The sequence below is a fragment of the Lentisphaera profundi genome, from assembly GCF_028728065.1.
GTDB lineage: Bacteria > Verrucomicrobiota > Lentisphaeria > Lentisphaerales > Lentisphaeraceae > Lentisphaera > Lentisphaera profundi.
In genome coordinates this window covers 1496984-1523829 of the sequence record NZ_CP117812.1, presented here as the reverse complement: position 1 = coordinate 1523829, position 26846 = coordinate 1496984, and the positions used below count along the sequence as shown (strand labels likewise).

Genomic DNA, 26846 nt, shown 5'->3' with positions numbered 1-26846 from the left:
AAACGTGTTTTTGATTTTTTTTAATTTTTTCTTAAACTCAAAGCGAGGAATCTAACTGCGTAGTCTGAATGAAATTTATATATTTATTCTTCATATTTCTATAATTTACAAGACCCCAAAAGAATAAGCTAACTATTGAACAGTAATTTTGATTTTTGTAGATAGTTCATTGAGCATGTCTTGTGAAAATACTTTGGGACTGATAGTGAGTTTTGTTAAAGATGGCAGACTATTTAAAGCCTTGAGGTCTTTTACTAGAGTATTTGAAATATTTAGTGAAACTAAAGAGCTACTTTCTAGTTGTTGGAGATCGCTAACATGGGTGTGACTTATATCTAAATGTTTAATGAATGGAACTATGAGTAAGCTCTGTGTCCCAAATTTGTCTTTTAAACTTACGAACTCAAAGCCATGGCCAGAAATTTTTAACGACTGAGTCTTTTTATCGTATTCATAAAGATCTTGTTGCCAGCGAGGATTCCATAATCTAAAAAGTTCAGCAGTAATTATTTCGTAACCATCACGATCTACCCTAGTACGCAAATCATAAATAACGGCACGAAAGGCTGTGGCTTGAGCTGTGACCCCATATTCTCTTAGAGCTTTAATTACCGAATGAAAGACCTGAAGAGGGGCACATCTATGCTTCTTGTCGTATTTATATTTCAATGCGTGTTCAACTGCGGTCTCGATATGTTTTAATTGTTGGTATTTGTAGAGATATTTATGGGCTTCGTCATAGCGCTGAAGTATAAATAAGCTTAGACCCATCATGATTTCAGCATTTTTATTTCTAGGTTTTTGTTCTAGTTCATAAGAAAAACCTTTTAATGCTTCATTGAGCATCTTCTGAGGATTCTTGACATAGTCAGCACTATTAAAGAGCTGGGAGCCTTTAATAAGGGATTCGCTATATTGTCTTTTGACTAGGAAGCCATCTTTCTTTTCTTTGAGATACAAGTCGAGAGCTTCTTTATGTTTTTTAGCATTTTCTTCAGCTTGGACTCGAGCTAATTGTTCAGCTTGCCAGCTTTCCTGTAGGTTATTGATGAAGATAAAGCTTCCGCCGATGATGAGAACTAAAAAAATGAAGGCTTGAATGCAAACGGTTTTGTTTCGTAGGTAAAAAAATAGCAGTTCTTTAAAGACGTTAGAGTCTTCTGCATGAGTGACATAACCGCTGAGGTATTTGCTTAGATCATTCTTGAGTTCAATTACAGATTGATATCTATCTTTTGTGTTTAAGGAAAGTCCCTTCAACATAATAGCTTCAAGACCATCAGATATCTTAACAAACTCTGAGGGTGGTTGGATATCGCCCTTAGCAGTTTTGTCCATGACTTCATGGCTTGTTTCAGCTGTTATGGCAGGCAATAATGTGATGAGTTGATAAAGAATGGCGGATAGGCTGTAAATATCGCTTAACTCTGTGACGTTCTTGCCAATCAGCTGTTCTGGAGACATATATCCTGGAGTTCCCTTGAGGTATTTAGTGGGAGTACCCATGAGGTCGATCTCCAAGATGTCGCGGTGGGGATTAATAGATGAACGGCCACCGACAATAGTAGCTAAGCCCCAATCACAGACAATTACTTCGCCAAACTCACCGATTTGGATGTTGGCGGGTTTGAGGTCTAAATGAAGAATGCCAATTGAGTGTGCATAAGCTACAGCATCACATATTTTAATGAAGATATCTAAAAGAACTGGACGAGTAAAGCGAGTTAAATAGCCGGGATCATTTTGCTTAATTTTTTTGATGATTTGATCCAAGTTATCGCCACTTTTTAAATCCATGGTGAAGAAAGGCTTATGATGACTATCTGTTCCCACTTCATGAATTTTTATAATGTTTGGGTGGTCTAATTGTGCGGTAATCCAGGCCTCTCTAATAAATAAATCAACATTATGATTATCTGTTGTGTTGATGGGCTCAGCCATGGCTATGTAACGCCTAGATTTACTATCGAAGACTTGAAAAATTCTTTTGGCGCCACCATGCGCTATTTCTTCTATATCCCTGTATCTCTCTTGCTGAGAAAGCAGTATTTCTAAGGACGATCGCTCATGAGAAGGATTATCGTAGACCTCATCGAAAAGTTTGTTTAAATTATCTAAGTCAGTACTTGAGGACGCATGATTTTGATTAAATAGATCACTCATGAATGCAATTTCCCTTAAAATTCCAATTCGTTTCTATAATAACGAAGTCGAGAAGTGAATTGATCTTTAACGCGGTTTTTTAGGGTGTAGACAGAATTTTTACTTATGTTCATTTGCGCGGCGATTTTTTCTACAGGAACTTCTTTCATACTAAGTCTGAATACTTCGATAGCCGTTTTTGAAACTTGCCCTTCAATATCATTGAGGGTCAATTCTATCATATAAGTACGCCATTCGCGATCAATTATTTTTTCGAAATCTGTTTCACTTACTTGAGCTAAGTTCTGCTGCAGAGAAAATAGTGTTTCCTGACGTTTATTGTAGCGCAGGTCTTTTTTGATGAAATCACTGGTTGAGTTACGAATGACTCGAGTTAACCAAGGACGAAACTTCCCTTTTTCTTTGGAGTAGTTATTAATTTTCGTCCATAAATTGAGTAGGATTTCTTGGGCTAAATCATCGATCATGACTTGTGGGATTTTCATTTGATGAAGCATATAAAAAATGAACTTTTCATAGGCTTGTACAAATTCTTCCCAGGTTTCATTATCCCGTTGGCTTTGGGCACGTTGAATTAAAGTGTGTCTGGTATTCCACTTGCTCAAATGATAACCTCTTCTAATATTTATTTACCTTGACCTTTTAGCAATAAAAAACAAGTCGATTTTATTTTTGATACAGATGATAAGAAAATAGACTAGAGTGGGGTGGATATTCTAATCCAATTACTTGAGTCTATAGCAATTACTAGAGCGTAGTCTTTTTGCCACTTACTAGTTTGGCTAAGTGAACGTTTGAAGTGCGTTCATTTATTTAAGCATGTTTTCTCCCAGAAGCTGACTGAGTGTGGGTTCCATCGCTTGAGCCCAAATTTCGTAGCCCTTGGTATTGGGATGTAATAAATCAGGCATGAACTCACGAGATAGGTGCCCTTTTTTATCAAGGAAAGCTTGGTTGATATCGAGGTGGAAAATGGTCTTGTTATCTTCCAATAAAGGTAGCATAGCGTTAACTTTTTCATTTTCCTGACGCAAGGGATCAGATGGATCCGCTCCACGGGGGAAGATGGATAATACGAGGATTTTACTTTTCGGTAATTTCTTTTTGAGAAGCTCGACAATTTTTTCGATTCCTTTGAAAGTATTTTCAGCTTTGTCTTTTCGTACATGGGTATTATTGGTTCCAATCATGAGGACGCAAACTTTGGGTGACTGAGCATCAATCTGACCGTTTTGTAGACGCCAGAGAACATGAGCAGTCGTATTGCCACCGAAACCGAGGTTCATGGCATTGCGGTGCTTGTAGTACTTATTCCATACGGGTACGCCAAAATTTCCCTCACGATCGTAAAAATGAGTAATTGAATCGCCAATGAAAAGTAAGTCGTGATTAGATTCTCTAGCTTCTTTAACTTTTTGCTTGTGACGATCGCCATTTTGCATTGAGGGAATGATAGCTGAAACCGGCTCCTGATCTTTTGCTTTGTCCCCAAGTTCCTTGCTGATGAAGTTTTCCATGGCATTGGCCCAAACAAAATAACCTTGGTCACTCAAGTGAACACCATCACGATAATAAAGCTCCATGTTGAGTTTATCATCTGCTCCAAGAAATTGATTGTAAACATCCAAGAAAAAGACAGACTCATTATCCGCTAAGGACGCTAAAGAATTATTGACGGTTCGATTTTTTTGATCCAATTCTTGAACTCCACGAGGGAGAATAGAACTGAGTAGGATTTTTGTTTGTGGTAAGCGCAAACGGAGCCCGGAAATAATTTTTTGAATCCCTAGTAGGGTATCTTCTGGACTAAAATGATTGGAGTTGTTGGTACCAATCATAAGGCTGATGACTTTGGGCTTAAGGCCATTGAGTTCACCATTTTGAATTCGCCACAAGACATTTTGTGTCCTATCTCCGCCATAGCCCAAATTCAAGGTTTTACGATCTCCAAAGAAGTAGCCATAGCTCGGGCTACGTTCCCAATAATGAGTTATGGAATCGCCGATGAGCACGAGATCTACTTCAGTTGAGCGTTCATTTAACTTCTGTTGGTGGCGTTCAGTCCACCATTTGTGGACTTGCGGGACAGGGGAGATTGTTTTTGGCAGGGCAAATGCGATTGTCGAAAAACTGATCGATAGAAAAAATGCTTTTAAGAGGGAGTATTTTAAGTTCATCTTTCGATTATTTTGCTTTTTCAAGGCCGTCGACTTTTTCTTCGAGCTCGATAGAGACGTCGATCTGATCGTTAAATTGTTTTTCGTACTCGGAAGCACTGAGTTCGAGTCCACCACCATTCATGAGGATTGTTTGCGGGTATTTGCCGCCAAGCCACTGCATCTTGCGAAGCTTTCGACCCTGGCCATGTTTTGCATTTGCCTGGAAGTTCTGCATTTTGCCGTCAAGGGGAGCCTTGAGATTATTGACTATGCTGAGATGGTCAAGAGTTTGCCAGTCGAGAGGCATGCCATTGCGGTTGCCTTTTAGAGGCTTGAGATCTTTTATATCTATCGCGAGAGTTTGCCATTCCTTTGAGGCTTTGATAGGAACTACGACGTAGCATTGACCTGTGGCTAGTTCACGGTCATATTGGGAATAACTGTTGAAGTCAAATTCCATGATAAGGTTTTCACCGATGGGGTCTAGGACATCAATAGCGAGTTTAGCTCCAATGGGACCACGCCATTTTGGATCACGAATTTTGCGTGTGTTGAGACGGCTTTGCGAGTAGCGATACCAATCGGGTTTACCATCATGATCAAAGTTAGCTTGAATCATTCGAGTGGACTTATCCGTAATAGCGGGATTAGCTTGCTGTACTTCTGGTATTTCAAATTTTTGAATATTAGTACTGATGATAAAAGTGTTTGCGAGATTGGCATTCCATCGCGGACCGAGAAGCTTTAGGCCTTTGGGATGTTTGTAATAAACATTTGCCATGGCGAAAAAGCCTAGGTCTTTAGAAATGATGGGAGCGGAAGCCAGGTATTTATTACCGACTTTGCGAACCTTTGCGGAGCGATTAAAACGAAATTGACCATTGGGGTCTTGGCTATAAAAAATTTCAACGCGGTCAATCGCTTGTGAATTATCTGGACTAAGAGTGATGATGGGGCCATTTACATCGCCTTTTAAATCAACTTTAATTTCGGGCGTCTCAGGAATTTTATAAGTTCCTTTGAGGTACTGCTCAAACATCAGTAAATCAACATAAGAAGATTCAGGAGCATGACGGTGATTAAAATGAGGACTAATGGAATAACGAACGGAGGTATTAGCTGGAATTGTACGCCAGTTAAAGGCCATATTAGAAACCATACCATTGAAGTCGTTTTGTGGTCCTTTGTACAAGATCGGGCAAGTGATATAAGGAAGCATTTTTGCATCGTCGATGAACTTGGCGTAAAGAGGCTTGAGTGCTTGTGGACGAGAAGAATTACCTTTTCGCGCTTTGAGGGCTGCTGGTGCGGCGCCCGTCCCACCACAGGATGGTACAGCAACTTTGACTCGCTTGTCAGTGCCCGCAAGCATGACCGAGAGTTTACCACCCATGGAATGACCGTGAGCGCCAATTTTTTCTGGATCGACAAAGGGGAGTTTTTGTAGCAGGGTGATGGCGCGTTTATTGGCTAAGTTAATGAGGAACCAATTATTATTACGAGGGGAATCAAAATCGTCGTAGCTTAATGAGCTCGGCTCGGTGCGCGCATACCAGCCATTATTTTTTTGTGTGGCATCGAGGGGTGTCCAATCCGTAGCAATCTTACCTTCAGCGGCTTGACCTTTTTCTTGATGAGTCATGAGTTTACCACCCCAGTTAGTTGCGAGAACCGCATAACCATTTTGAGCAATGCCAGCAGCGTAGTCTGCCATGGCACGTTGACCACCACCATGCATTTGTACAATACCAGGAAGCGCACCTTTATTTTTTGTGGGGTAAGCTAGATAGCCACCCATACGAACTTTTTTGCCTTTGAAAGTACCGACGACATAAGAGATCATTTGTACTTTCACACCATCTTTTTCGTATGCGTGAAGAACTTTCATTTCGAGAGGATCTTTAGTGGAATCAAAAGTTGCCCATAAAGCGGGAATATCTGCAGGCATAGTTTCGGGTGATAGAGGAGGCAGGGTGTCGTTCGATCTATCTGCGGCAGTTGCGGAGAGCGCGATGAGCATAGCTAGAGAAGTAAAGGTTTTAAACATAAATTTTATCCGTAATGAATGATTTAAATAATTGATAAGTTGAGACTTGAAAGATTTGAAAGCAAATTTGGAAGTTGGTGAGTGACTTTCTACATGACCGTTAATTAAGAGGGGATTGACTTTTATTTTGTTGTGTATTTCGAGAGTATAAATTGATTTAGCGATCCGTGTCCCAAACGGTGCCTCTAACATTAGCAGTTCCCGCAACTGAGCCATCATTGGTGACGAGTGACTGAATCAGATTCATGTTTGTTACATGTCCATCGGCCATGAGGAAGTTAAATTTTAAATTTGAATGCTTCGTTTCGTTTAATTCAAAATAACCCGCGTGCATTCCACTGAAGGCCCAAGTTTGTCCAAGTGAAACTCTAAGTTGATTGTTGTTATGGCTTAATGGGAAGTGATTTTCAGTATAGGCAGCGACTCGAGAGATCTGGTTAATCTCGTTAATGTTCTTGGGAATACCGTTAAATGCCACCCCCTCTACACCATAAATACCGTTCTGTCCTGGGTTAAAGCTATAGTTCCAACCATCTTGAGTGGGGGCATACGTTCTAAGAATTCTATTTCCATTCACACGATCATCTAAGGGGCAGCGATACAATTCACCGTAGTTTTTCCCAAAGTTTGCTACATTATGACCACCGGCACCTCCTACTGCTATTTGTGCACTGCTAAGTTTACGACCGTCATAAGACGCCAACATATCGTCCCAGCTTGCGTTCCCAACTACTGTTGGGAAATAACTGTCATTGTCATCAAAATACATAAAGTTAGCTGAGCCAATTTGTTTGAGGTTACTCGTACATACGGAGATTTTAGCTTTTTCACGAGCTTTTCCTAGTGAAGGAAGAAGAAGGGAGGCGAGGATTCCAATAATGGCGATGACCACAAGTAATTCGATGAGGGAGAAGTTTCTTTTTGTCTTTAATGCTTTAATCATACTAAGCTCCTTTAAGTTTAATTCGATTTTCAGCATGAATGAGTTCATGTTTGATCAGTCATTTTCATTCTCTTAAACATTAAAACGACAGTGGATTCGATGATCTCAACGACTTTCAGAATTTATTTCTAATCTTTTAAAAATAGACTGATTTTCACAGGGAAATAAAAAAAAAACGGAGTCGCTTGGACTCCGTTTTTTACCTACGCAAAACGGTTAGATAGTTAAGGCCGTGCTTCGCACACGAGAGGGGATTAGTCCCCCCTCGAGCTCCCCCTACAAGGAATTGCCATTCCTGGACCAGGCGACATGATGCTTTGCATGCACCTGACGAGGTCAGCTAGCTACTCGTGTTAAATAATAAAAAATTACTTGATATTCAATGAAACACTTTGCTTGGTATTCCACTTTCTTTCAGCGAGGCTAATTTTCCAAAGCTTATCGCCAACTTTGGAGATCCCGGCAATCTTACAGTTTTCTGTAGTGCCCGCAGTGAGTTCTTTTTCTGAATAGAAAATGAGATCGCCAACTTGAGCACCAGCATCAGTTAAGTGAATTTTGACCATGCTCTTAGTGATGAAGATTTCTTTGATTTCTGTTGCACCAATAGAGAGGTGAAGGTTGGAGCCCACGAGCTGGGGAGTACCGCCTTTAATAGGTGTGAAGCGCAGTAGGGCAGAAGCGTTTTTCTTTAGACCTTTTGCGGTGTAAGCATTTTTAGTGTAGCCAGTTACTTCATTCTTCCAGAAATCGTAGATCGCACAGTTGGTATCAGCAGGGAGGCCCGCATCAACAAAGTTAAGAGCGATGTCTTGAGATTTCTCCTTATCCGAATTATAGAGATTGTAGACAGCGAAGTTGCCGTAGCTACGCGCTGCGTTGAAACCAAAAACTGAGTTCACTGCAGATTTGCCTAGAGTGAGTAGACGTGAATTTTCAGCACTCCCCGGACGCATGATCTCGTAATTACGCCATACAGCTTTTACATCATCTTTATTGATAGGCTCAGAGATCATTGCAGTACCACCTGTGAGAGCGACAGTATTGTGCCAAGTTTTCCACATGTCTTCGCCCTGAGGAGTGTAACCTACACGACGTGAAGGGAGTTTGACCTCGAGGTAGGAAACATCGGCATCATTATTCCACCACACGCGGTTAAAGATTTGGAAACGGAGCACTGAATCAAGGCAATGAGAGAAGTGAGCTGGGTGAGAATCCGGTCCGACACGAGCCGCATTAACGAAGCCAATGACACCACGTGTGGGCTGACCAAGACATGAGAGAATATACATGTCTTCACCAGCGGCGTCGCGGTAGAGAGTGTAGAGGTTACGAAAAGCTTGGAGGCGTGTGAGTTTTGGGTCAACAAAACGACTGCCAATACCATTGAAATCAATTTTGATGTAACCGTAGCCATTATCACGAGCCGTTTCGATAACTTGGCGAAGGAATTTTTTAGACTTAGGATGAGAAGGGTTAATCCAGTTCGCACCATCGGGGTGGAAGGGGTTTGGATTCATGAAATTTGAGATGCCCTTAGCATTGGCCTGAATTGCTTCAGGATTCGCCTTCTTCCAAGGATGCTCGGGGTTCACCATGAGTGGAGCAAACCAAACGCCTGGGATCATGCCAGCTTCACGTACTTTTTTCGCAACGCGAGACATATTGGAAGGGAATTTGGCGTTACCATTCCAGTTACCATCCATAATTTGGTAACCATCATCAATTTGAACGATGCCTTTACCGAAAGTATTGGGATTGGAATCAAGGGTTTCTAGCACGTCCATGACGTGAGCTTCATCAATTTTTGTGGTACGGTCATACCAACTACACCAACCATAGACGGGACCTTTGTTACTGAGAGCTTTGTGAGTATGAGCAACCCATTTTGTCCAAATGTCGGTATTCGTTTTTGAATCTTCGAAGATGAAAAGCATTTCTTCACTGCGACGACTTTCACCTGGTTCAACAAGGACACGATCCATTTCGGCATAAGCTTTAACTTCTTTGCCGCGGACTTCAACACGGCAGTGAGCTTCTGCAGGACCTGCAGGTCCGATAAGGAAACTATTGTCGTTTTCAGTATTAACAAAGAGTGCAACTTCTTTAGCTGAGCCATTCATCTCCGCAAGAGTTTTAGCGTGGTCGTGTTGCATGAGTGGGGTGATGAGCCATTTTGCGGGATCCGCAATTCCGAATGAGCCAGAACCGCCGATGGTATCAAAGAGATCGATGACGGCGAGATTTGCATCTTTATCGCTATGGTTGTGGAAAATACCTTGAACTGTAAAAGCTTTGAGGTCTTTGAGCTGCTTAATTTTGAGAGTGAATTTATAGTCAGCGTTATCGGCTCCGTAAGTAGCTTCAGTTTGGATGGCGTCACCAAATGGAGTGCTCACAGTGGAAACGGAAACTTTACCATTTAGAGGAAGGCTTTTGGTTCCGACGCGATGATTTTTGCCATCGACAGTGTAAACGGCCGATGCACTGGCTGTGAAGTTAGCGGAGAAGTCGCTTTTAACTGTGTAGCTTTCTGCTTTTGGAGTAAAATTAGCTTCAGCTGCTTGTACCGAGAAAAGTGAGGAGAGGAAGAGAGCCGAGAAAAGCTTAATTCCTTTTGTTGATCGTTTTTTCATATAGAATCCTTGTTGTTAAAATAGTTATACTAGTAAGCAATGATCAAAATGATTTGATACAAAAAATTGTTAAATAGACGGGATTTTTTTATTTGTTTTTAAAAATGATTTTATCTGACCTATAAACATAAAAACGACACGACATGATAAGATCTCAACAAGTTTTGATAGTTTTTCTAAAAATAGACTAAAAAAATGAACTAGACTTGAAGTTTTGAAGGAAATGGAAAAAGGCTGATTATCCAATGTCAATGATTCTGAAATGAGAAACTCTAACTAAGCTAGATTAGGACGATTACTGTTTTGTATATATTACTTTGATTTTTGAGGGGAGTAGTTCGAGTTCTTCTTTGCTAAACTGTTTTTCTGTAATCGTTAATTGCCTAAGCTTGTTAAGCTTTAGTAGTGGACTTAGATCATTTACGTAAGTATTACTAATATTCAGACTTTCGATTTGAGAACCATAGAGGTAGGTGAGATCTTCTACTTCGCTATTGCTCACATCAAGGTGTTTGATTAGAGGTTTTAGCAGAAGAGCTTGCCTGCCAAATTTATCATACATTCCCAAATTACTGAACTTATCACCATGGACATGCAATGATTGAGTCTCTTTATCATAATGAAACTCAGGTTCAATCCAACGATCGTTCCATAACATGAGAGCTTGTTCAACCACTTTTTCGTAGCCATCAAAATTATCTCGTGTCTTCATATCGTAAAGAATGGCGCGGTAAGCGGTGGCTTGGTTAGTATGTCCATATTCGCGCAAGCCTTTAAGGGCTGAAACAAAAACGGTAACTGGAACATTTTTTTGACCCTTGGTGTATGAGTGTTTATTAACAGCTTTTAAGGCTAATTGAATCTGCTCAAGTTGTTTGTGTTTACCGTTAAATTTTTGAGCTTCATCATAACGTTGTAAAATGAATAATGTTAAAGCCGTCATCATCGCAATATGAGAATCATTTGGATTCTGCTCTAGAGCGTAACGATATCCTTTCAAAGACCCAAGTAGCATTGCTTCTGGGTCTTTGGAAAAGTCTTCACTATTATAAATCTGATACCGCTTGACTAAAACTCCTGAAAAGTCTTTTTTAACTAATGCCCCTTGTTCTTTTTCTTTGATGTAGAGATCGAGGGCTTGTTTTTGTTTGAAGGCATTTTCTTCTGCTTGGATTCGAGCTTCTTGTTCTAATTTCCAGCTTTGCTGTAGGCTATTAACAAACCAAAATGTAATAGAAATAATAAGAAAGAGAAAAAGTATGGCCTGACGACAAATCATTTTATTTCGACGATAAAAAAATACGCATTGCTTCAGAAATGTGGAGTCTTCCGCATTGGTAACATATCCCTCTAAATATTTGGACAAATCATTTTTAAACGCCATGACAGACGGGTAGCGTTCGCTTGCTTCTAGAGCTAAGCCTTTCATGATAATGGAAGATAAGCCTTCGGAAACAGGAACTAGTTCGTGTGGGGAAGGAATAGATCCTTTTAGGGTTTGAGCCATTGCCTCACTAGCATCATCTGTAGTAATGCTAGGATTTAAAGTCACGATATGGTAGAGAATGGCAGCAAGGCCATAGACGTCACTTAAAGTGTTGGTTTTATCGCCTTTAACTTGTTCAGGGGCCATATAAGCAGGTGTTCCCATGATTAGCGATGATTCCTTTTCCGCAAGATCGAGTTCGAGTAGGTCACGGTGGAGGTTAATAGATTTACGACCACCTACAATTTTTGCGAGTCCCCAGTCACAGACAATCACTTCGCCGTACTCACCTATCTGGATGTTATCAGGTTTTAAGTCGAGGTGAAGTATGTTGACTGAGTGAGCATAGGCAATAGCATCGCATATTTTAATAAAAAACTCGAGGCGTTTAATAAGAGGATATTTTTCTAGGTATATAGGGTCATCAGAATAGAGTTTTCGAAGGATGAATTCTAAACTATCACCATTTTTCAAATCCATGGTGAAAAAAGGAAGTTTCTCTGGATTGACTCCGACCTCGTGAATTTTAATAATATTGGGGTGATCTAATTGTGCAGTAATCCAAGCTTCACGGATAAAAGCATTAAGTTTCTCATTTTGCTCACTTGAGTGAGGCAGTGCCATAGCCAAGTATCTACGAGCGCGAGTATCGAATACTTTAATGATTTTTTTTGCGCCACCACGACCGATTTCTTCTTCTTTTATATAGCGTTCTTTTTGAGCACTAAGAATATCGAAGGAACTTTCATCTGGAGTATCTACTTCATCAGTAAATACCTGATCGTAAAGATCATTCAAAGACAGGTCGAAGTCATCCTTGTGGCTGTCTTCTCCTTTGAGTATGTTTGTCATAGTTTATTTAGAACTCAAGTTCCGCAACAAAGTGTTTGAGTCTGCGAGTGAATTTTTCTTTTACACGATTTTTCAAGGTATAGACCGAAGCAGGAGTTATATCCATTTTTTCGGCAATATCATCAGTAGAGACTTGCTCCATACTCAATTTAAAGACTTCAATAGCCGTTTCCGATAGTTGATCGCTCAAACTATCAAGAGTGAGTTTAATCATGTGAGCACGCCATTCACGGTCAATGATTTGTTCAAAGTCGGATTCTGACATGCTTTCTAAGAGTTCGAGAACTTCACTAGCATTTTCTTGACGCTTGTTATAGCGCTGTTCTTTTTTTAGAGAGTCAGTAGCACTATTGCGGATTACGCGAGTTAACCAAGAGCGGAATTTACCTTTTTCTTTAGCATACATACTTAATTTAGACCATAAATTCAGGATGATTTCCTGAGCTAAATCATCGACGAGTGATTTCGGCACTTGCATTTGGTGAAGCATATAATAAATGAATTTGCTGTAAGCTTGGATAAACTCTTCCCAGGTATCGTTATCGGGGGAGTTTTGGGCTCTTTGAATTAATGTGTATCTCGTATTCCACTTACTCACGCTTATATCTCGCACTCATATTTAGTCAATTAGTTTATTCACAGTCCAATATATATCATTGTAAAACTTGACGATGCTTAATGCTAGTTTATCAGAGCTAATAATCTCTTTGAAAACTAGATAATAATTAAAGTGTTAAACAAAATTTTCATTTTAAAACTTTCTAAGACAATTTTGAAATTGTAGCTAATGAAGTCAGTTCACTTTTAGTGGAGCACATTATATCTCACAGAGAAACTGATGATTAATCACCAGCGGTGACGCTCCACATGCCATTCCAAGGACTTGTTGGAGCGGTCCCTTCCCCAAGAACAGTAGAAGAAAGTGGGGAATGAGATTCAATATGTCCATCGGCGAGTAATATATTGACCTTAGATTTATTGTGAAGATCTAAGGTAGTATTTAAAGCACCATTTGATGCGGCCCCATTACTACCCGGAGTGGTTTGTAGAGCGGCATTGTGGGTAAAAAAGCCACTTCCTTGTCGAGAGCTACTACCATTAGTATCGACTTCCGTAAGTGCCATCGTACCTACGGGATCATCCAATTCTGTGAGAGTTCTATGAGCAGGGGAACCATCTAGGACTCTGAAACCAAAGTGGGGAATATTCCAATTGACACCATTTGTTTGGCCTGCGTTACCTGCGGGCATGGCATATGTCCCTGTGGGGACAGTCCCATTTAGTTTTGGCTGTTGGGCACTTGGACAGCGCATAGTGTCCAATCCTTGAGCGGTAGTCCAATAATTACCGATAGCACTTGAATCATTAGTCAAATAAGTTCTGATGAGATCATCCCAGCCTGAGAGTCCATTCTGAGCATGAGGGATTTGTTCGTCATTATCACTGGAATACATTAAAAGACTAATGCCAATTTGCTTTAAATTATTTTTACAGGAAGCCTGTTGTGCAGAACCACGAGCCGATTTGAGCGAGGGTAATAATAGTGAGGCGAGGATACCAATAATGGCAATTACGACCAAAAGTTCGATGAGAGTGAAACCCTTTGTAGTCCATTTATATTTCATGTTTTAACCTTAGTTATTTGAATACTATATAAAGTATTAAGCAAGCTAAGAAATATGTTGATACAAGGTTTTGTAAATATATATCGAGTTAAATGATTGATAGCATGACTTCGTTTACCGTGGCCAGTCATCTCGCGGGTATTGGACTTGTGGAGATAGTACAAATTTCCTTGCTACTGAAAGAGAGCTTTACTTTTCTAATCGAGCTTTTTTATTCGATCCTAATCGATATTTCTAGGTATCTACTTGAATCAAATATTTGATGATTTACTCGGAGTTTGAACCGTCCAGTTATTCCTATAATGGCCAGGAGAGATGCCATTGAATTTTTTGAATTGCTTGGAAAATTCAAAGCTGCTACAATATCCGAGCTGATTGGCGATTTGTTCTATATTAAAATCTTTACTGCCTAGAAGTTGAATGGCTTTCTCCATACGAACGCGATTTTGAAATTGCTTGGGGCTCGAGTTTGTTATTTCTTTGAATTTTTTCCGTAGCATTTCATAGCCGACAGCTTTTTCGATACAGAAGTTTTGAATTTTATCCTTCACTAAGAAATTTTCTTCTAAGTAAGCGCAAGCTTCATCGATAAGGAGGGGGTTTGTTAGTTCAGAACTACTTTGAATATCTTGAAAAAAGCTCAATATTTTTAAGTGCATGTGTTTTAAATGAGTGCTTTGCTTGAGTTCTTCTAACAAGAGCTGATGCTCTTGTCCTTGAGCTAAACTTATGGGGCAGTGGCCAGTGAGTTTTTGTGGATTGATAATTTCGCAGGATTTAAGCATTTCATATGTTTTAACTCCAAAATCAAAAAAGATTTCCTGCCAATCATCGCTTTCTATAATATTGCTATGAACTAAGCCTGGAATACGCTGAAAAAACATGCCCTCGGAAAGGGTGTGTTTTTGTTGATTATGGTCAATAAAGTGGCCATGACCCTTTAGGATAAATACTACGGCATACCAGGGCCATTTAAAATTTTGATGATCAATACCCCGAGTTTTATTGATCAAACCTAGGCCGACTCTTTCAGCGCTATCACCAAAATAACGGTGCACCATATTATTTTTACCAAAAAGCATATATTAAATACCATTTAACCCATTTTTATAAGTTATTACTATAATAAGTTATCTACCAAAAACAATATATAGGTAATGAGAATGGCGATTAATCCTTGGGAGAATCCACAGTTAGTTTCATATAGTACACTTTCACCACGTGCACCATTGTATTCTTTTGATACTCTTCCTGAGGCCTTGTCAGTACAGGATTCTAGCTACAAGAAATCACTTAATGGGCAGTGGGATTTTAAACTTTTTGAGTCACCATTAAGCGCTTGTTTAGATGTGAAAAATTGGGATAAGATTGAGGTGCCTTCTTGTTGGACACGTCAAGGATTTAAAGATTTACCCATTTATACCAATGTGCAGATGCCTTTTGATGAAAGTTATCCAAAAGTTCCAGAAAAAAATCCTACGGGAATTTATCATCGAAAAATAAAAAATATTTGGCCCGAGCGTAGAAGCATCATTCATTTTGCGGGTGTGGAAAGCATGTTTTATCTCTATCTTAATGGCGAAGAAGTAGGAATGAGTAAGGGCTCGAGAACGCCAGTGGAATTTGACTTGACGGATTTCCTAAAGCAGGGAGATAATGATTTACATGTCAAAGTAATTCGCTGGTCTGATGGGTCATATATTGAGGATCAAGATCACTGGCGTATGGCAGGGATCTTTCGCGATGTTTTTCTTTATTCGAGTCCACTACAATTTATTGAAGATATGTTTGCAAGAGCTCAGCTCAATGAAGATCTCAAGAGTGCGAGCTTAAAGTGTCAGTTGCGTTTAGGTTCAGTAAAGCGAGATTTGGATGCCTATAAAATTAATGTGGAGCTCTTTGATGCAAAAGCGTCATCGATTTGGAAATCTCATAAGTTTTGTCGTCTGAGCCCGAAGCATTTTAGAGAGTACGAAAAAACTGAAGATGGAGAAACGATTTACCCCTATCATATTATCGATCTTGATGCAGAGCTAGAAGAGCTGATAAGTTGGAATGCCGAAAATCCTTATCAATATACAGTAGTTGCGAGCTTAGAAAGTAGAGCAGGAGATTTAATTGATTGCGTACGCAGTAAAATTGGTTTCAAAAGAGTGGAGGTCAAAAATCAGGAGCTACTGATCAATGGCCAAGCGGTGTTGATCAAGGGTGTGAATCGTCATGAGCATGATGAGTACTCGGGGAAAGTAGTCAGTCGCGAGACTATGATTAAGGACATAAGACTACTAAAGCAGTTTAATTTTAATGCGGTACGCAATGCGCATTATCCTCAGCCGGATCTTTGGTATGAACTGTGCAATGAGTATGGTCTTTACATTATGGATGAGGCCAATATTGAAGCTCATAAGGATTACGATACTATTTGTCGTGATCCTCAGTATGCGCCAGCATTTTTAAATCGTGTCATGAGGATGTTTCATTCGCATAAAAATCACGCCTGTATTTATCAATGGTCAACGGGCAATGAATCCGGTTACGGACCCAATCACGATATGGCTTTGGGCTATTTAAGGGGCATAGACTCAAGCCGCTTGGTTCATTGTGAAGGAGCGGTTCATGCGGAATGGTCTCAAGGATTGCCTGATCATACTGCAAAACATGGGATGGCGACCGATACATTTGGACCCATGTATCCAGAAGTGGAAGATATGTTGGATTGGGCAAAAGATCGTCAAGATGATCCGCGGCCTTATATTACTTGTGAATACAATCACGCCATGGGCAATAGCAACGGCTCCTTAAAAGATTACTGGAAGGCTTTTCGTGAAGTCGATGGCTTGCAAGGTGGATTTATTTGGGACTGGGTGGATCAAGGGCTTGCAGAATATGACAAAGACGGGGAGAAATACTGGACTTATGGCGGTGATTATGGCGAAGAATTTCATGATTTTGATTTTTGTATTAATGGGATGGTTTGGCCTGATAGGACTCCGAAACCTGCCATGTATGAATTCAAGAAATGTGCGGAACCAATTTTAGTCGAACAAATTTCTAGGGAAAAATACCATATCATAAATGATCAATACTTTAGTGATTTTAATAATATTCGACTTCATTGGACTTTAGAACTAGATGGTAAAATCATACAAGAAGGGCAAGAAGATGATTTAGTAATTGAAGCTAAAGAAAGTTTAGATTATGCTATAGAAATGAAGCCAGTCACAGCAGGTGAAACACAAATACTAACAGTTAACTTCTCCTTTTCTTATATTAAAAAGGGCACTTGGCATGATGCGGGCCATGAGCTTACTTGGAGTCAGTTTTTCATTGATGCCGATCAAGTTATTAAAGAAGAGAATATAAACTCAAGAGTGGCTCAATTACGCGTTCAAGAAATGGATGGGCTTAAAGTTTTCCATGGTGATCAAGAAGTATTGCTCCCCGAACTCAATCTTTATCGAGCAGGAACGGATAATGACGCGATACGTGCCTGGACGGGACAAGATCATAAGCCGGGTAATAAATGGCGTGAGTCAGGCTTACACGATTTGAAGTTAATGAGTGAAAGTCATGAGTTTGAGAATGAATCACTTCTTATTAAGCGAAAATACATGGCAAGAAATCATGAGATAAGTCACGAAATATTGATAGATAATGAACTGAATTTTTCGCACGAATTTATGCTTCCTCAAAAGCTTCCTAGCTTGGCACGTGTTGGGCTGAAGTATAAAATCCCGAAAATTTTTCAAGGCGTACAATGGTTAGGCTTAGGTCCCCACGAAAATTATGTAGACCGTGATTATGGTGCGCGTTTTTCGCTTTATAAAAATCGAGTTTTAGATCATTACGTGCCCTATATTCTACCTCAGTCTCATGGCAATAAGAGTGGTGTCAAATATTTGAAATTAAGCGATGGTCAAGAGAGCTTGGTTTTTAAAGGCAATTTTGAATTCAGTGTATGTCCTTGGTCCGATGAAGAACTCTATCATTCATATCATACTTGCGATCTCAGCAAAGTAGAAGATAAGGATTATTACTACCTTAATTTAGATCTCGTGCAGCGGGGAGTAGGTTCGGGTAGTTGCGGTCCACAAACACGACCAGAGTACTGTGTCGAAGCGAAATATTACCGTTTTACATATACACAAGAATCCATAGGGTTTTGAGCTAAGGACGAGCTGGTGCTCAGCGTTCCCAAAATTGAAGAAATTCAGCTATTTTATCGTTAAATTGATCGTCTTTGGAAGTCTAGAGATTTCACTCTCTGGGAATTGACCCTTGTGGACAGTTAAACGCTTTAGTTTGGGCATTTCGGGAACGAAAGTCAGATTTTGAACATTAGTGTGACTTATGTCGAGTTCTTCAATTTGAGAGCCGTGAAGACGGGTGAGATTAGGGATAGAAGTATGCGAAATATTGAGTTTGCGAAGCCCATTATTATCTAGACTATGGAGTTCTACAACTTTGGTATTACTAATATTGAGCTCTTCTAAGGGTTGAGCTCTGAAGCAGATAAGATTAGATATAGAGGTATAGGAGAGGTTAGCTATTTCACAGGGAAAGTTTTGAATAGCCAGGGCGGTAATTATTTCTGGATTATTTGACATATCAAGAGTTTTTGTCTGTTTATCGTATTTAAAGTGTATGGTCATCAGTTTGTTGTGGACACTAATAATTCCTTTGCAGAAATTAATTCGATCATCTATGGATAAATCAGAATAAGCCATTTTATGCATCAGACCCGCGACTTGAGCTTTGAGTTTTTCTTTGATACAATCCTGGAAAAGCGCTAGATACTGAGATAGTTTCAGATGATCCGAATCTTTGTTTTTTATCAGGGAGTATTTTTTACAGACTTGTATTAGCGCGGGGTTGACATTGCTTTTGGAGAAAGCTTCAAGTGCGGAGTTGAATTCCTGAGCAATGAAATGTAACTCACCTTTGAGGCGCCAAGCATCTTTTAATGAGGGATCGAGTTCAACGGCACTGTCAGCAAAGTTTGCGGTGTCCTCAAAGTTAAAAATGCGGAAAGCATACTCGGCCCGCGCTAAGAAACGAGGAGCGGATTCTTTATTTATTTTGATAGCATAATCTTTTTCAATACGCAATTTTTCAGCGAGTTGTAGCGCATTGATTTCCGCAAGCTTGAGGTTATTCATGACCGCAATAATAGCCGCCATACTCAGTAAAAGAGCAAGAATGGATACGATAGAAAGAGATTTGTGTCGTCTAAACCAGAGTTGCAGTAATTTTAATAGGCTGGCATTTTCTGCGGCGGTCGCAAAACCGTCGCGGTATTTGAGGATTTCTTTTTGAAGTTCGGTCACACTTTGATAACGATCAGTTGGATTAGCGGACATGGCTTTGAGGCAAACGGCTTCTAGAGGGGCAGGTATCTCGAGCTCTGGTCGACGTTTAGAAGGAGCATCAAAGGTGCATTCAGCCGTTTTTTTAATGACATCATTTAAGTCACTACCTGTGAAGGGTTTCTTTGCTGTAAGCAAGGTGTAAAGAATGCAGCCCAAAGAAAAAATATCTGTATGGGGAGCTTTTTTATTTTTTATTAGGCTTGTTTGTTCAGGAGCCATATAACCTGGTGTTCCCTTGATATTGCCATCAACCGTCATGGTATCTAAGTCATGGGAGTTAAAAGAGTAACACTCTAGGAGCTCTTCATCGCAGTCTGACGCCATGATTTGTCCCAATCCCCAATCGACGACGACAACATTACCGTATTCACTGATACGAATATTGTCAGGTTTTAAATCGAGGTGGATGATACCCCTTGAATGAGCATAGGCGATGGCATCACAAATTCTGATAAAAATATCTAGTTTCTGACTTAGTGGAGGCTCTTGCTTAATAAGCTCGTCAAGGGATTGACCTGAAATGAATTTCATGGTGAACCAAGGAGAGTCATCTTTGATGCCGATATCGTAAACGGGAACAATATTAGGATGCTGAAGAGAAGCACTGAGGCGGGCCTCGCGAAAAAAAGATTCTTTGCGGGCATCGCTAAGTTCATCCTTGAGGGAAGCCATGGCCACTTCGCGGCCTGTTTTGCGGTCTTTGCAGCGGTAGATTTTTTTGAGCCCGCCTTCACAATAGAAGTTGAAATCATAATACCGCTCTTTATTGGAGAGGATGATGTCGCTTAGCGGAGTGGCGTCAAGATCACTAACTTCATCAAAAAATGAAGCGAGATTTTTGTTAAATTGCTCTTCCTTTCTGGGCATGTTTTTTTAGCCGCCTAATTCTATGTTGAGGCGAGCAATTTCCTTGATAAGAACTTTTTTTATACGTGATCTATGGACTCGCACACTACTTTCAGGGATATTAAATTTTGCGGCTATAGTATCGTTGGATTCACCGATGATGGATGATTCAAAAACTTGGCGAGCGGCATCAGAAAAACCATCCTTTACATTCTCCCAAGCGAGGTTGGATACGTAGCTCTTCCATTCTAATTCAGCAATTTTATCAATCTCAGGTTCAGAAATGAGATTAAGGGAACTGAGGAGATCATCATAGCTGACATTACTATTGCTTTGTCTATTAGCTTTTGATTTGAAGAAGTTGTATGTGGTATTGCGAATGAGTACACATAACCAAGTGCGAAAGCGACATTTTTCATTGTGATATTCAAATTTTGGCAAGGCTTTCCAGACTTTGATAAGTACGTCCTGGAGCAGGTCTTCACTGGTATTGATATCAACCCCGAAACTACGGATTACCACGTAAATATAGCCTTCGTAGTACTTTACAAAGTCATCCCAAGAATGCTCATCTTCTGCCTTCTGAAGTTTTTGCAACAAAGTTTCTCTGGTGTTGTAATCGGTACTCATATTAAGGGACTCCTAATTAAGCGGAATTTAATACTTAAGAAACTTACTTACAATGCTTAAGGAAGTGAAAAACGAAAATGTTTAGGTGCAGGATCATTTAAATCGAGACTATAAGTAATCTCCCATCGTTTGGTCTTGGGATTATAGTCATTTTGGAGAAATTCAGATTGAGGAACTTTTTTCCAGCCTGAGGCAGTTTTGATTTCTAGAAGAGCCTTTTTATATTCACCAAGTTGAGTAAAGGTCACGGGCTGATAAGCTAAACCACCCTTGAGAGTGAATTCTGCTTGTTTTTGATCGACCGCAATTTTCAGGGGGCGTTGACGAATGATTGAGCCTTTTATTATTTTTGCTTGAAGATCGTTCTCAGCAGCATCGCGAGCAATCATTTTCCAAGTATTTTGATTGATTTTTAAAGCTTGGTGAAGTTTTTCATTGGGCCCATAATAATCATTGGCAAACTGGGGAGTAACTATCATTTCGATACAGGCAGTGATACGATCTCCCGCTTTGAGAATTTTGATTTTTGGATCGAGAATTATATCGCAAATAGAGGTTTTTCTTCTACCCAAATCGAGACTTCGTTCAATCGCCCATGGAGCTTGAGTAGAACCATGGATAGAAGCTTTCCATGAGCGAATAATGATTCCACGATTAGCGCTGGCGCCTTCCTTCATAGGATCAGATTTATGTAGAGAAACCCAAGAATTAGCTTTGTCTAATTTTAAAGCAGGGCTTTTATACTGATTTCCACCTGGAGCAGTAGCCCAAGTTTTTGTCATTGTTTTTCCGTGCCCTACCGCAAATTCATTTTCATGGGTATAGTTGTAGTTATCTGCTCCTACTTGAAAGAGTACGAGACGATCAAAGCTTATGTCTTTTTTAATGATGTAGTCAATATTATAAATCCCACGAACCATATCATCGGTACGAGAGAGAGATGCGGTATAAGAGAGCTCAGCGGAGCCATCTTCGAGTTCACTTGCGTAAGTGACTTCAGTAAGCACAGGGCAATTGCGCTTATGATCGACTTTTACTTTGATATGTTTGAGTGGTGTCGCTTTACCATTTTTATAAACAGAGAAAAATTCTCCGCCACCGACATTATTAGTCCAAGACCATTTTTTGTTCATAGGAGACATAGATCTTACCATGAGAGGACGTACGTCAGTGATAGCACTAGCAAGACCGTGGTTAGGGTCATAACAAATGGATTCGCCCCAAGCACCAAGGGCTGATTGTTCCCAGAGATGGTAGCGTTTGGATTGGTAACCAGGCAGTGCTAATTGATTATGAGAAGCCGCAGGAAGGTTCCCGAAAAAGCCATTGACACTTAGGTATTGCAGGTCGAGAGTACTTTTTGCTGGGACCGTAAGTAAAGTAAAGCCACGGAACCATGCCCCTTCAAATTTATGTTTACTGCCTTTATGCCAGTTTTTAGAAAGCTGGATATGTGTACCGTTCGGAGTGCCATCAGCATCACGCAAAATAGAAGATATTCCAGTTATAGGTCCAACGCTTCCTTTTTTACTAAAAACAAGTTTCACCTGTTTGGCTTGAGCGGACTTATTTGATACTTGAAATTTGATGAGTTCTTGGCGTTTATTTTGTTCCTCAGGTAAATGCTTGGTATTAATATGGTCAAGATCAAATTGAAAGGCCTGTAAGTTCTCATTGAATTTCACAGGCACGACATTGGCTTTAGGCAGAGTTTGCTGTGCAGTGATAGTAATCTCCTTAGAGAGTGAGTCATTATTTTGGCTCGAATTGGGTATGAAACGAATACTAGCTTTAGAAGAATGGAATTCGAAAAATATTTTTTTGCCGACGCGTTTTAATTTTTGTGCATTGGTACTTAGTCGGAATTTTTTGCCCTTGGAAGTACTAAAACTAAGGTTTGTGTTATTGATGATTTTTACATCTGCATAAGCCTGTAAATCAATTTCCCAATTAATAGCTTGAGCTTGTGGAAGATCGAGGTGGAATTGAACGTGGTCAGGCCAGGCAGAAATTTCGTAATAGTTCTCTTCTTGATTTTTAAGGTCTTGCCAAAGTAATTGCGAAAGAACTCGACGTTGAAAGAAACGTCCATTTTCGATGAGAGCACAATTTTCCAAACGCTTGTTATCTTGAAAACCGAGTAGTTTATGACTTTTACCATTGATGATTTGATTAATACTAAAAGGTATAGCGCTGACTTGATTTGTCTTAGCCTGACGGGAATGTCGATCAACTGAACCATCGCGCCATTCAAGAGTGGCAATACTTAAAGTCTTTGTAGAAATTTCGGAATGAAAGTAATTACTCTCAATTACGAACTTAGGTTTATCGGCGGTGATTTTATCTGCCCAGTAACTCAAACTAAAATCGCGATGTTGCTTAAAGGATTTTTCAGCTAAAGAGATCGCAAGGGGTGATTTATTAAGTTCCTTGGCATGTGAGGAGTTTGCTTGATCACAAGCAGTAAAGAAAAGTGAAAAGGCAAAAAGGCCTAATAATGGTCTTAGAGTCATGGGCTTGTATCCATATAAATTTGAAAAAGAGTTTTATTAAGAAACAAATAAGATAGCCTTTGTGCTACAATAAACGGAGAAAAATAGACAAATTAGTAATTTTACAGAAATGATTGTTTATGACTTTACGGGATAAATTGGATTATATAAAAAAACAAGCATACTTTCTAGAACATTTTTTAAGGCTTTAATCCACGTATTTTTTCATTTTGTGCGTTTTAGTCATTTATTATATATTTATTTGAGGGTAGGCTTGATGACTAAAATTTACAATATTGAAGAACTGATGGAACTTAGTGGTGTGAAGTTTGGCACTTCTGGTGCTCGTGGTTTAGCAGATAAGATGACTGATGAAGTTTGCTATGCTTATACAGTCGCTTTTTTACAGCACTTGGAAGAGAGTAATAATATAGATCCGGCATGCCAAGTGGCCATAGCAGGGGACTTGCGTCCATCCTCACCCAGGATTTGTGCGGCCGTCGCAAAAGCTATTGAAGATAAAGGTTATAGTCCTCTTTATTGTGGTGAGATTCCAGCTCCAGCTATTGCGTATTATGGTATCTTAAATTCGATTCCTTCAGTAATGGTCACCGGTTCACATATTCCAGATGATCGCAATGGCATAAAATACAACACTCCCGTAGGCGAAATATTAAAAGAAGATGAACAAGGTATTCGCCGTCAGAATGTAAGTATCCCCGAAGGCCTTTGTAAAGAAAATGGTTTTTTTAGCACTGCATACGAACTTGAAAAACCTTATCAAGCTGCAGAGGATATTTATATCCAGCGCTATACAGATTTCTATGATGAGCAAGCCTTGGCAGGCTTGAACCTTGGTGTCTACGAACATTCTGCGGTGGGACGTGATACACTTAAAAGAATTTATTCAGCTCTTGGTGCAAATGTAAGGGGCTTAGGTCGCAGTACTAAATTTATCCCTGTTGATACGGAAGCGATTCGACCCGAAGATTGTGAACTTGCTCTAGACTGGTGTAAAAATGGAGGATATGATGCGCTACTTTCTACTGATGGAGATTCCGATCGTCCGCTAATTTCTGATGAAAAAGGTCATTGGTTACGTGGCGATGTAGCCGGGATTCTCACAGCACAACATTTAGGTGCAGATGTAGTAGCGACTCCCGTGAGTTGTAATTCTGCAGTGGAACTATGCCAATCATTTAAAAAAGTGAGTCGGACACAAATTGGTAGCCCTTATGTTATCGCATCAATGAAAGAAGCATCCGCCTCAGGTGGGAAAATGGTTGTAGGTTATGAGGCCAACGGAGGTTTCTTGACAAATTCAGCACTTGTAGAAGAAGGCAAGGCACTAGCTGCACTGCCAACACGCGATGCCGTGATTCTTCATATTTCTATTTTACTTGAGGCTAAAAAACGAGGCTTAAGCGTTTCGGGATTGGTGAAAACTCTTCCTGAGCGTTATACAATTTCCAATCGAATAAAAGAATTCCCTACAGAGCAATCAAAAGCTAAGTTAGCCACTTTTGTAGAAAGTAAATTTGCGGATAATGCAAACAAAATTGAAGCTGTATTTGGTGAGCTTTGCGGAGCAGTGGAAGCGATAGATACAACCGATGGTATTCGCATTAGTTTTGAGAATTTAGAAATTATTCATTTACGTCCTTCGGGAAATGCACCTGAATTGCGTTGTTATAATGAAGCATCAAGTGAAAAACGAGCCTTGGAGCTCAATGAGCTTTGTATCGAGATCATGAGTGACTGGCGTTAATTATTAGGTAGAATCCTTGACTATTAGTGTGATGATTGGTGACTTGTAACTATGGATGACAGTCCATCACGGAATTCAGATTAATTAAATAAGTATGATTTGTATTAATAATGATATCGCTGTAGTATCAACAAATGCCAACGATGGCATTTATTGATGTTATCTATGAAATCCAAGGGATTCTTAAGGGTTGAGATTATGTGATTTTTTAAAATAGGGGATCAAATCAGCTCGTGAATAATAGGGGGAGGATTCACAGAAAACGTTTCGTTATGGTTAATAAAGCATTCAGTTTTCATAATTAATATATAGTTAAAAGCAGTTATACTAATCATCGTATCAGGACTTATAAGTTGAATTGAAAAACTGACTAATCAGTAAGTTTAAAGAAGGTAGATCTTAAGTAAAGTATGATTATTTCACAGGGAGATTGTAGAATTATTATTATTTTTCAATTCCCAGTCACATTCACTTCTCCTGTGTGTTATTTAGTCTTTGAAGTCATATTATTTAATTTGCTGTCAACTCTTGAGGTTCAGTGGATATAAACAATATGATATCTTTTTTAATAAGCAAAAGTTGCTTGAGTTGACAATGATCTAGGGGTAAAAATGATTGATAGAAGAAATTTACTAAAACTTTCAGCCATGGGCTTGGCAGTTCCGGGCCAAGCATTGGCCGCTTCAAAACCTATTAGCCCTCGTGTGAAGCTAAAAAAGAACGTAGTCCTTGTTTGTCTAGATTTAGGCATGTATGCAGGTAACCACCGGGAAGGTGGCGCTAGCTGTAAGTATATGACTGAGTACTTTTCAGAATTCAAAGATGATATGACCTTTTTACAGGGGATTTCCGAGCCAGGTATGGGTGGCGGGCATGAAGTTCAACCCGCAACTTTTACAGGTATGCGTTATGATCATCGCAGTCATTATCCAGAGCGTCAATTCATTAGCTTAGATCAGCGTTTAGCCAGTGGGTCAATTCAAGAAACGAGAAATAAATTACTTTATCATCAAGTGAACAAAGGTGATTTTGTGTCATGGAATCAGTTTGCTCAACCAATGCCACCAACACGTGGACTCAATGCATTTCACGAACAGGTTTTTTCAAAAACCGATCTCAATAAAGATAAAGCCTATATAAAACGGGAAAGAGATATCTTAGAAACTTTAGCACGGAATTTACGTCGTTATTGGAAAGGATCTCCTCAGGAAGTCGATTTGAAAGCTTCTGTAGCCTATCAGATTGAAGTTCTTAATGAGCGTGAAAAGTGGCTGAAAGTAAAGAAACCTTACCTAAAGAAAGGTTTTGCGGAAAACGCAGAAGCCTCGCCTTTGCCTTCTTGTCATCACAATTATCAACTTGTCTATGATGCTTTAGAACAAGAACAAACTAAGCTAGCAGTGCTGCAATTTGGTGGTGGCTTAACAAGGAATTTAGAAGGGATCACTCATGGCTATCACACCTTAAGTCACCATGGTGGTTATCCTGAAAGAATTTATGAACTAGAGATTATAGATAATAAAGTCTTAGGTGGTTTACGTGATTTCGTCCGTAAGTTAAAAGAGGGTGGTTTACTTGACGATACGATAGTCTTATTTCACAGCGGTATGGCGGATGCCAGTGCACACAGCAATAAAAACGGTGCGGCTTTCTTGTTTGGTGGAGGTTTTAAACATCAGAATTACCTCAAGTGTTCCGTAGATGAAAAGGGTAAAGAAGTGAAATACACATCATCACAATTATTTTCGAGTGTACTCAAACAAAGTGGCTTTAGCAATATTACTTTTAATGGCAACAAGGACGTAGTTCCTGTTCTTTTCGGAGCCTAAG

The 26846-nt window shown here is 39.7% G+C and carries 16 protein-coding genes; 3 read left to right on the top strand and 13 right to left on the bottom strand.

The genetic code is table 11. The features are described from left to right. Positions 1-132: 132 nt before the first annotated feature. The 10 genes from PQO03_RS17375 to PQO03_RS17330 all read right to left on the bottom strand — a co-directional run bounded on the left by PQO03_RS17375 (position 133) and on the right by PQO03_RS17330 (position 14993). Positions 133-2163, bottom strand: coding sequence for a protein kinase domain-containing protein (locus PQO03_RS17375; RefSeq protein WP_274152093.1), 2031 nt, complete (start codon positions 2161-2163; stop codon positions 133-135). Positions 2164-2177: 14 nt separating this feature from the next. Next, the gene (locus tag PQO03_RS17370; RefSeq protein WP_274152091.1) at positions 2178-2768 is read right to left on the bottom strand and encodes an RNA polymerase sigma factor; all 591 of its coding nucleotides are present in this window, start codon (positions 2766-2768) and stop codon (positions 2178-2180) included. Between the two features lie 204 nt (positions 2769-2972). Then, positions 2973-4340 carry a GDSL-type esterase/lipase family protein gene (locus PQO03_RS17365; protein ID WP_274152090.1) on the bottom strand — a complete coding sequence of 456 codons (1368 nt, stop codon included), beginning with the start codon at positions 4338-4340 and terminating at the stop codon, positions 2973-2975. A gap of 7 nt (positions 4341-4347) precedes the next feature. Beyond that, entirely contained in the window at positions 4348-6369 is a 2022-nt protein-coding gene (locus PQO03_RS17360; protein WP_274152088.1) for a dienelactone hydrolase family protein, read from the bottom strand. Positions 6370-6526: 157 nt separating this feature from the next. Continuing rightward, a complete protein-coding gene (locus tag PQO03_RS17355; protein ID WP_274152087.1) occupies positions 6527-7312 on the bottom strand; it encodes a type II secretion system protein in 786 nt (261 codons plus the stop codon). Between the two features lie 368 nt (positions 7313-7680). Next, positions 7681-9948, bottom strand: coding sequence for a glycoside hydrolase family 36 protein (locus tag PQO03_RS17350; protein ID WP_274152085.1), 2268 nt, complete (start codon positions 9946-9948; stop codon positions 7681-7683). A 295-nt stretch (positions 9949-10243) separates the two neighbouring features. Further along, entirely contained in the window at positions 10244-12286 is a 2043-nt protein-coding gene (locus tag PQO03_RS17345; protein ID WP_274152084.1) for a serine/threonine protein kinase, read from the bottom strand. Positions 12287-12293: 7 nt separating this feature from the next. Further along, positions 12294-12884, bottom strand: a complete 591-nt coding sequence (locus PQO03_RS17340) for an RNA polymerase sigma factor (RefSeq protein WP_274152083.1) — start codon at positions 12882-12884, stop codon at positions 12294-12296. 244 nt (positions 12885-13128) lie between these two features. Next, complete coding sequence (locus PQO03_RS17335) at positions 13129-13911, bottom strand: prepilin-type N-terminal cleavage/methylation domain-containing protein (RefSeq protein ID WP_274152082.1); 783 nt, start codon at positions 13909-13911, stop codon at positions 13129-13131. A gap of 251 nt (positions 13912-14162) precedes the next feature. After that, positions 14163-14993, bottom strand: a complete 831-nt coding sequence (locus tag PQO03_RS17330; protein WP_274152081.1) for an AraC family transcriptional regulator — start codon at positions 14991-14993, stop codon at positions 14163-14165. An 81-nt stretch (positions 14994-15074) separates the two neighbouring features. Between PQO03_RS17330 and PQO03_RS17325 the strand changes: the two genes are divergently transcribed. Continuing rightward, positions 15075-18077 (top strand): glycoside hydrolase family 2 TIM barrel-domain containing protein, encoded by a 3003-nt coding sequence (locus tag PQO03_RS17325; RefSeq protein WP_274152079.1) that lies wholly within the window; start codon positions 15075-15077, stop codon positions 18075-18077. Between the two features lie 48 nt (positions 18078-18125). On the opposite strand, the gene PQO03_RS17320 is transcribed toward PQO03_RS17325, so the two are convergent. Genes PQO03_RS17320 through PQO03_RS17310 form a run of 3 tightly spaced genes read right to left on the bottom strand, consistent with a single transcriptional unit; the run spans position 18126 to position 23269 of the window. Beyond that, positions 18126-20147: a protein kinase domain-containing protein gene (locus tag PQO03_RS17320; RefSeq protein ID WP_274152078.1), complete on the bottom strand. Its 2022-nt coding sequence runs from the start codon at positions 20145-20147 to the stop codon at positions 18126-18128. Positions 20148-20153: 6 nt separating this feature from the next. Next, positions 20154-20756 (bottom strand): RNA polymerase sigma factor, encoded by a 603-nt coding sequence (locus PQO03_RS17315; protein WP_274152076.1) that lies wholly within the window; start codon positions 20754-20756, stop codon positions 20154-20156. A 56-nt stretch (positions 20757-20812) separates the two neighbouring features. Then, entirely contained in the window at positions 20813-23269 is a 2457-nt protein-coding gene (locus tag PQO03_RS17310; RefSeq protein ID WP_274152075.1) for a hypothetical protein, read from the bottom strand. 256 nt (positions 23270-23525) lie between these two features. Here PQO03_RS17310 and PQO03_RS17305 point away from each other — a divergent pair, with 256 nt between their 5' ends. Beyond that, positions 23526-25016 carry a phosphomannomutase gene (locus PQO03_RS17305; protein ID WP_274152073.1) on the top strand — a complete coding sequence of 497 codons (1491 nt, stop codon included), beginning with the start codon at positions 23526-23528 and terminating at the stop codon, positions 25014-25016. A gap of 611 nt (positions 25017-25627) precedes the next feature. Further along, positions 25628-26845 (top strand): DUF1552 domain-containing protein, encoded by a 1218-nt coding sequence (locus PQO03_RS17300; protein WP_274152071.1) that lies wholly within the window; start codon positions 25628-25630, stop codon positions 26843-26845. Position 26846: the final 1 nt, after the last annotated feature.

Excerpts from the sequence above, each read along its gene's own strand:
- PQO03_RS17375 (WP_274152093.1), bottom strand. The coding sequence starts at position 2,163 with ATGAGTGATCTATTTAATCAAAATCATGCGTCCTCAAGTACTGACTTA.
- PQO03_RS17365 (WP_274152090.1), bottom strand. The coding sequence starts at position 4,340 with ATGAACTTAAAATACTCCCTCTTAAAAGCATTTTTTCTATCGATCAGT.
- PQO03_RS17360 (WP_274152088.1), bottom strand. The coding sequence starts at position 6,369 with ATGTTTAAAACCTTTACTTCTCTAGCTATGCTCATCGCGCTCTCCGCA.
- PQO03_RS17355 (WP_274152087.1), bottom strand. The coding sequence starts at position 7,312 with ATGATTAAAGCATTAAAGACAAAAAGAAACTTCTCCCTCATCGAATTA.
- PQO03_RS17350 (WP_274152085.1), bottom strand. The coding sequence starts at position 9,948 with ATGAAAAAACGATCAACAAAAGGAATTAAGCTTTTCTCGGCTCTCTTC.
- PQO03_RS17345 (WP_274152084.1), bottom strand. The coding sequence starts at position 12,286 with ATGACAAACATACTCAAAGGAGAAGACAGCCACAAGGATGACTTCGAC.
- PQO03_RS17335 (WP_274152082.1), bottom strand. The coding sequence starts at position 13,911 with ATGAAATATAAATGGACTACAAAGGGTTTCACTCTCATCGAACTTTTG.
- PQO03_RS17330 (WP_274152081.1), bottom strand. The coding sequence starts at position 14,993 with ATGCTTTTTGGTAAAAATAATATGGTGCACCGTTATTTTGGTGATAGC.
- PQO03_RS17325 (WP_274152079.1), top strand. The coding sequence starts at position 15,075 with ATGGCGATTAATCCTTGGGAGAATCCACAGTTAGTTTCATATAGTACA.
- PQO03_RS17320 (WP_274152078.1), bottom strand. The coding sequence starts at position 20,147 with ATGCCCAGAAAGGAAGAGCAATTTAACAAAAATCTCGCTTCATTTTTT.
- PQO03_RS17315 (WP_274152076.1), bottom strand. The coding sequence starts at position 20,756 with ATGAGTACCGATTACAACACCAGAGAAACTTTGTTGCAAAAACTTCAG.
- PQO03_RS17310 (WP_274152075.1), bottom strand. The coding sequence starts at position 23,269 with ATGACTCTAAGACCATTATTAGGCCTTTTTGCCTTTTCACTTTTCTTT.
- PQO03_RS17305 (WP_274152073.1), top strand. The coding sequence starts at position 23,526 with ATGACTAAAATTTACAATATTGAAGAACTGATGGAACTTAGTGGTGTG.
- PQO03_RS17300 (WP_274152071.1), top strand. The coding sequence starts at position 25,628 with ATGATTGATAGAAGAAATTTACTAAAACTTTCAGCCATGGGCTTGGCA.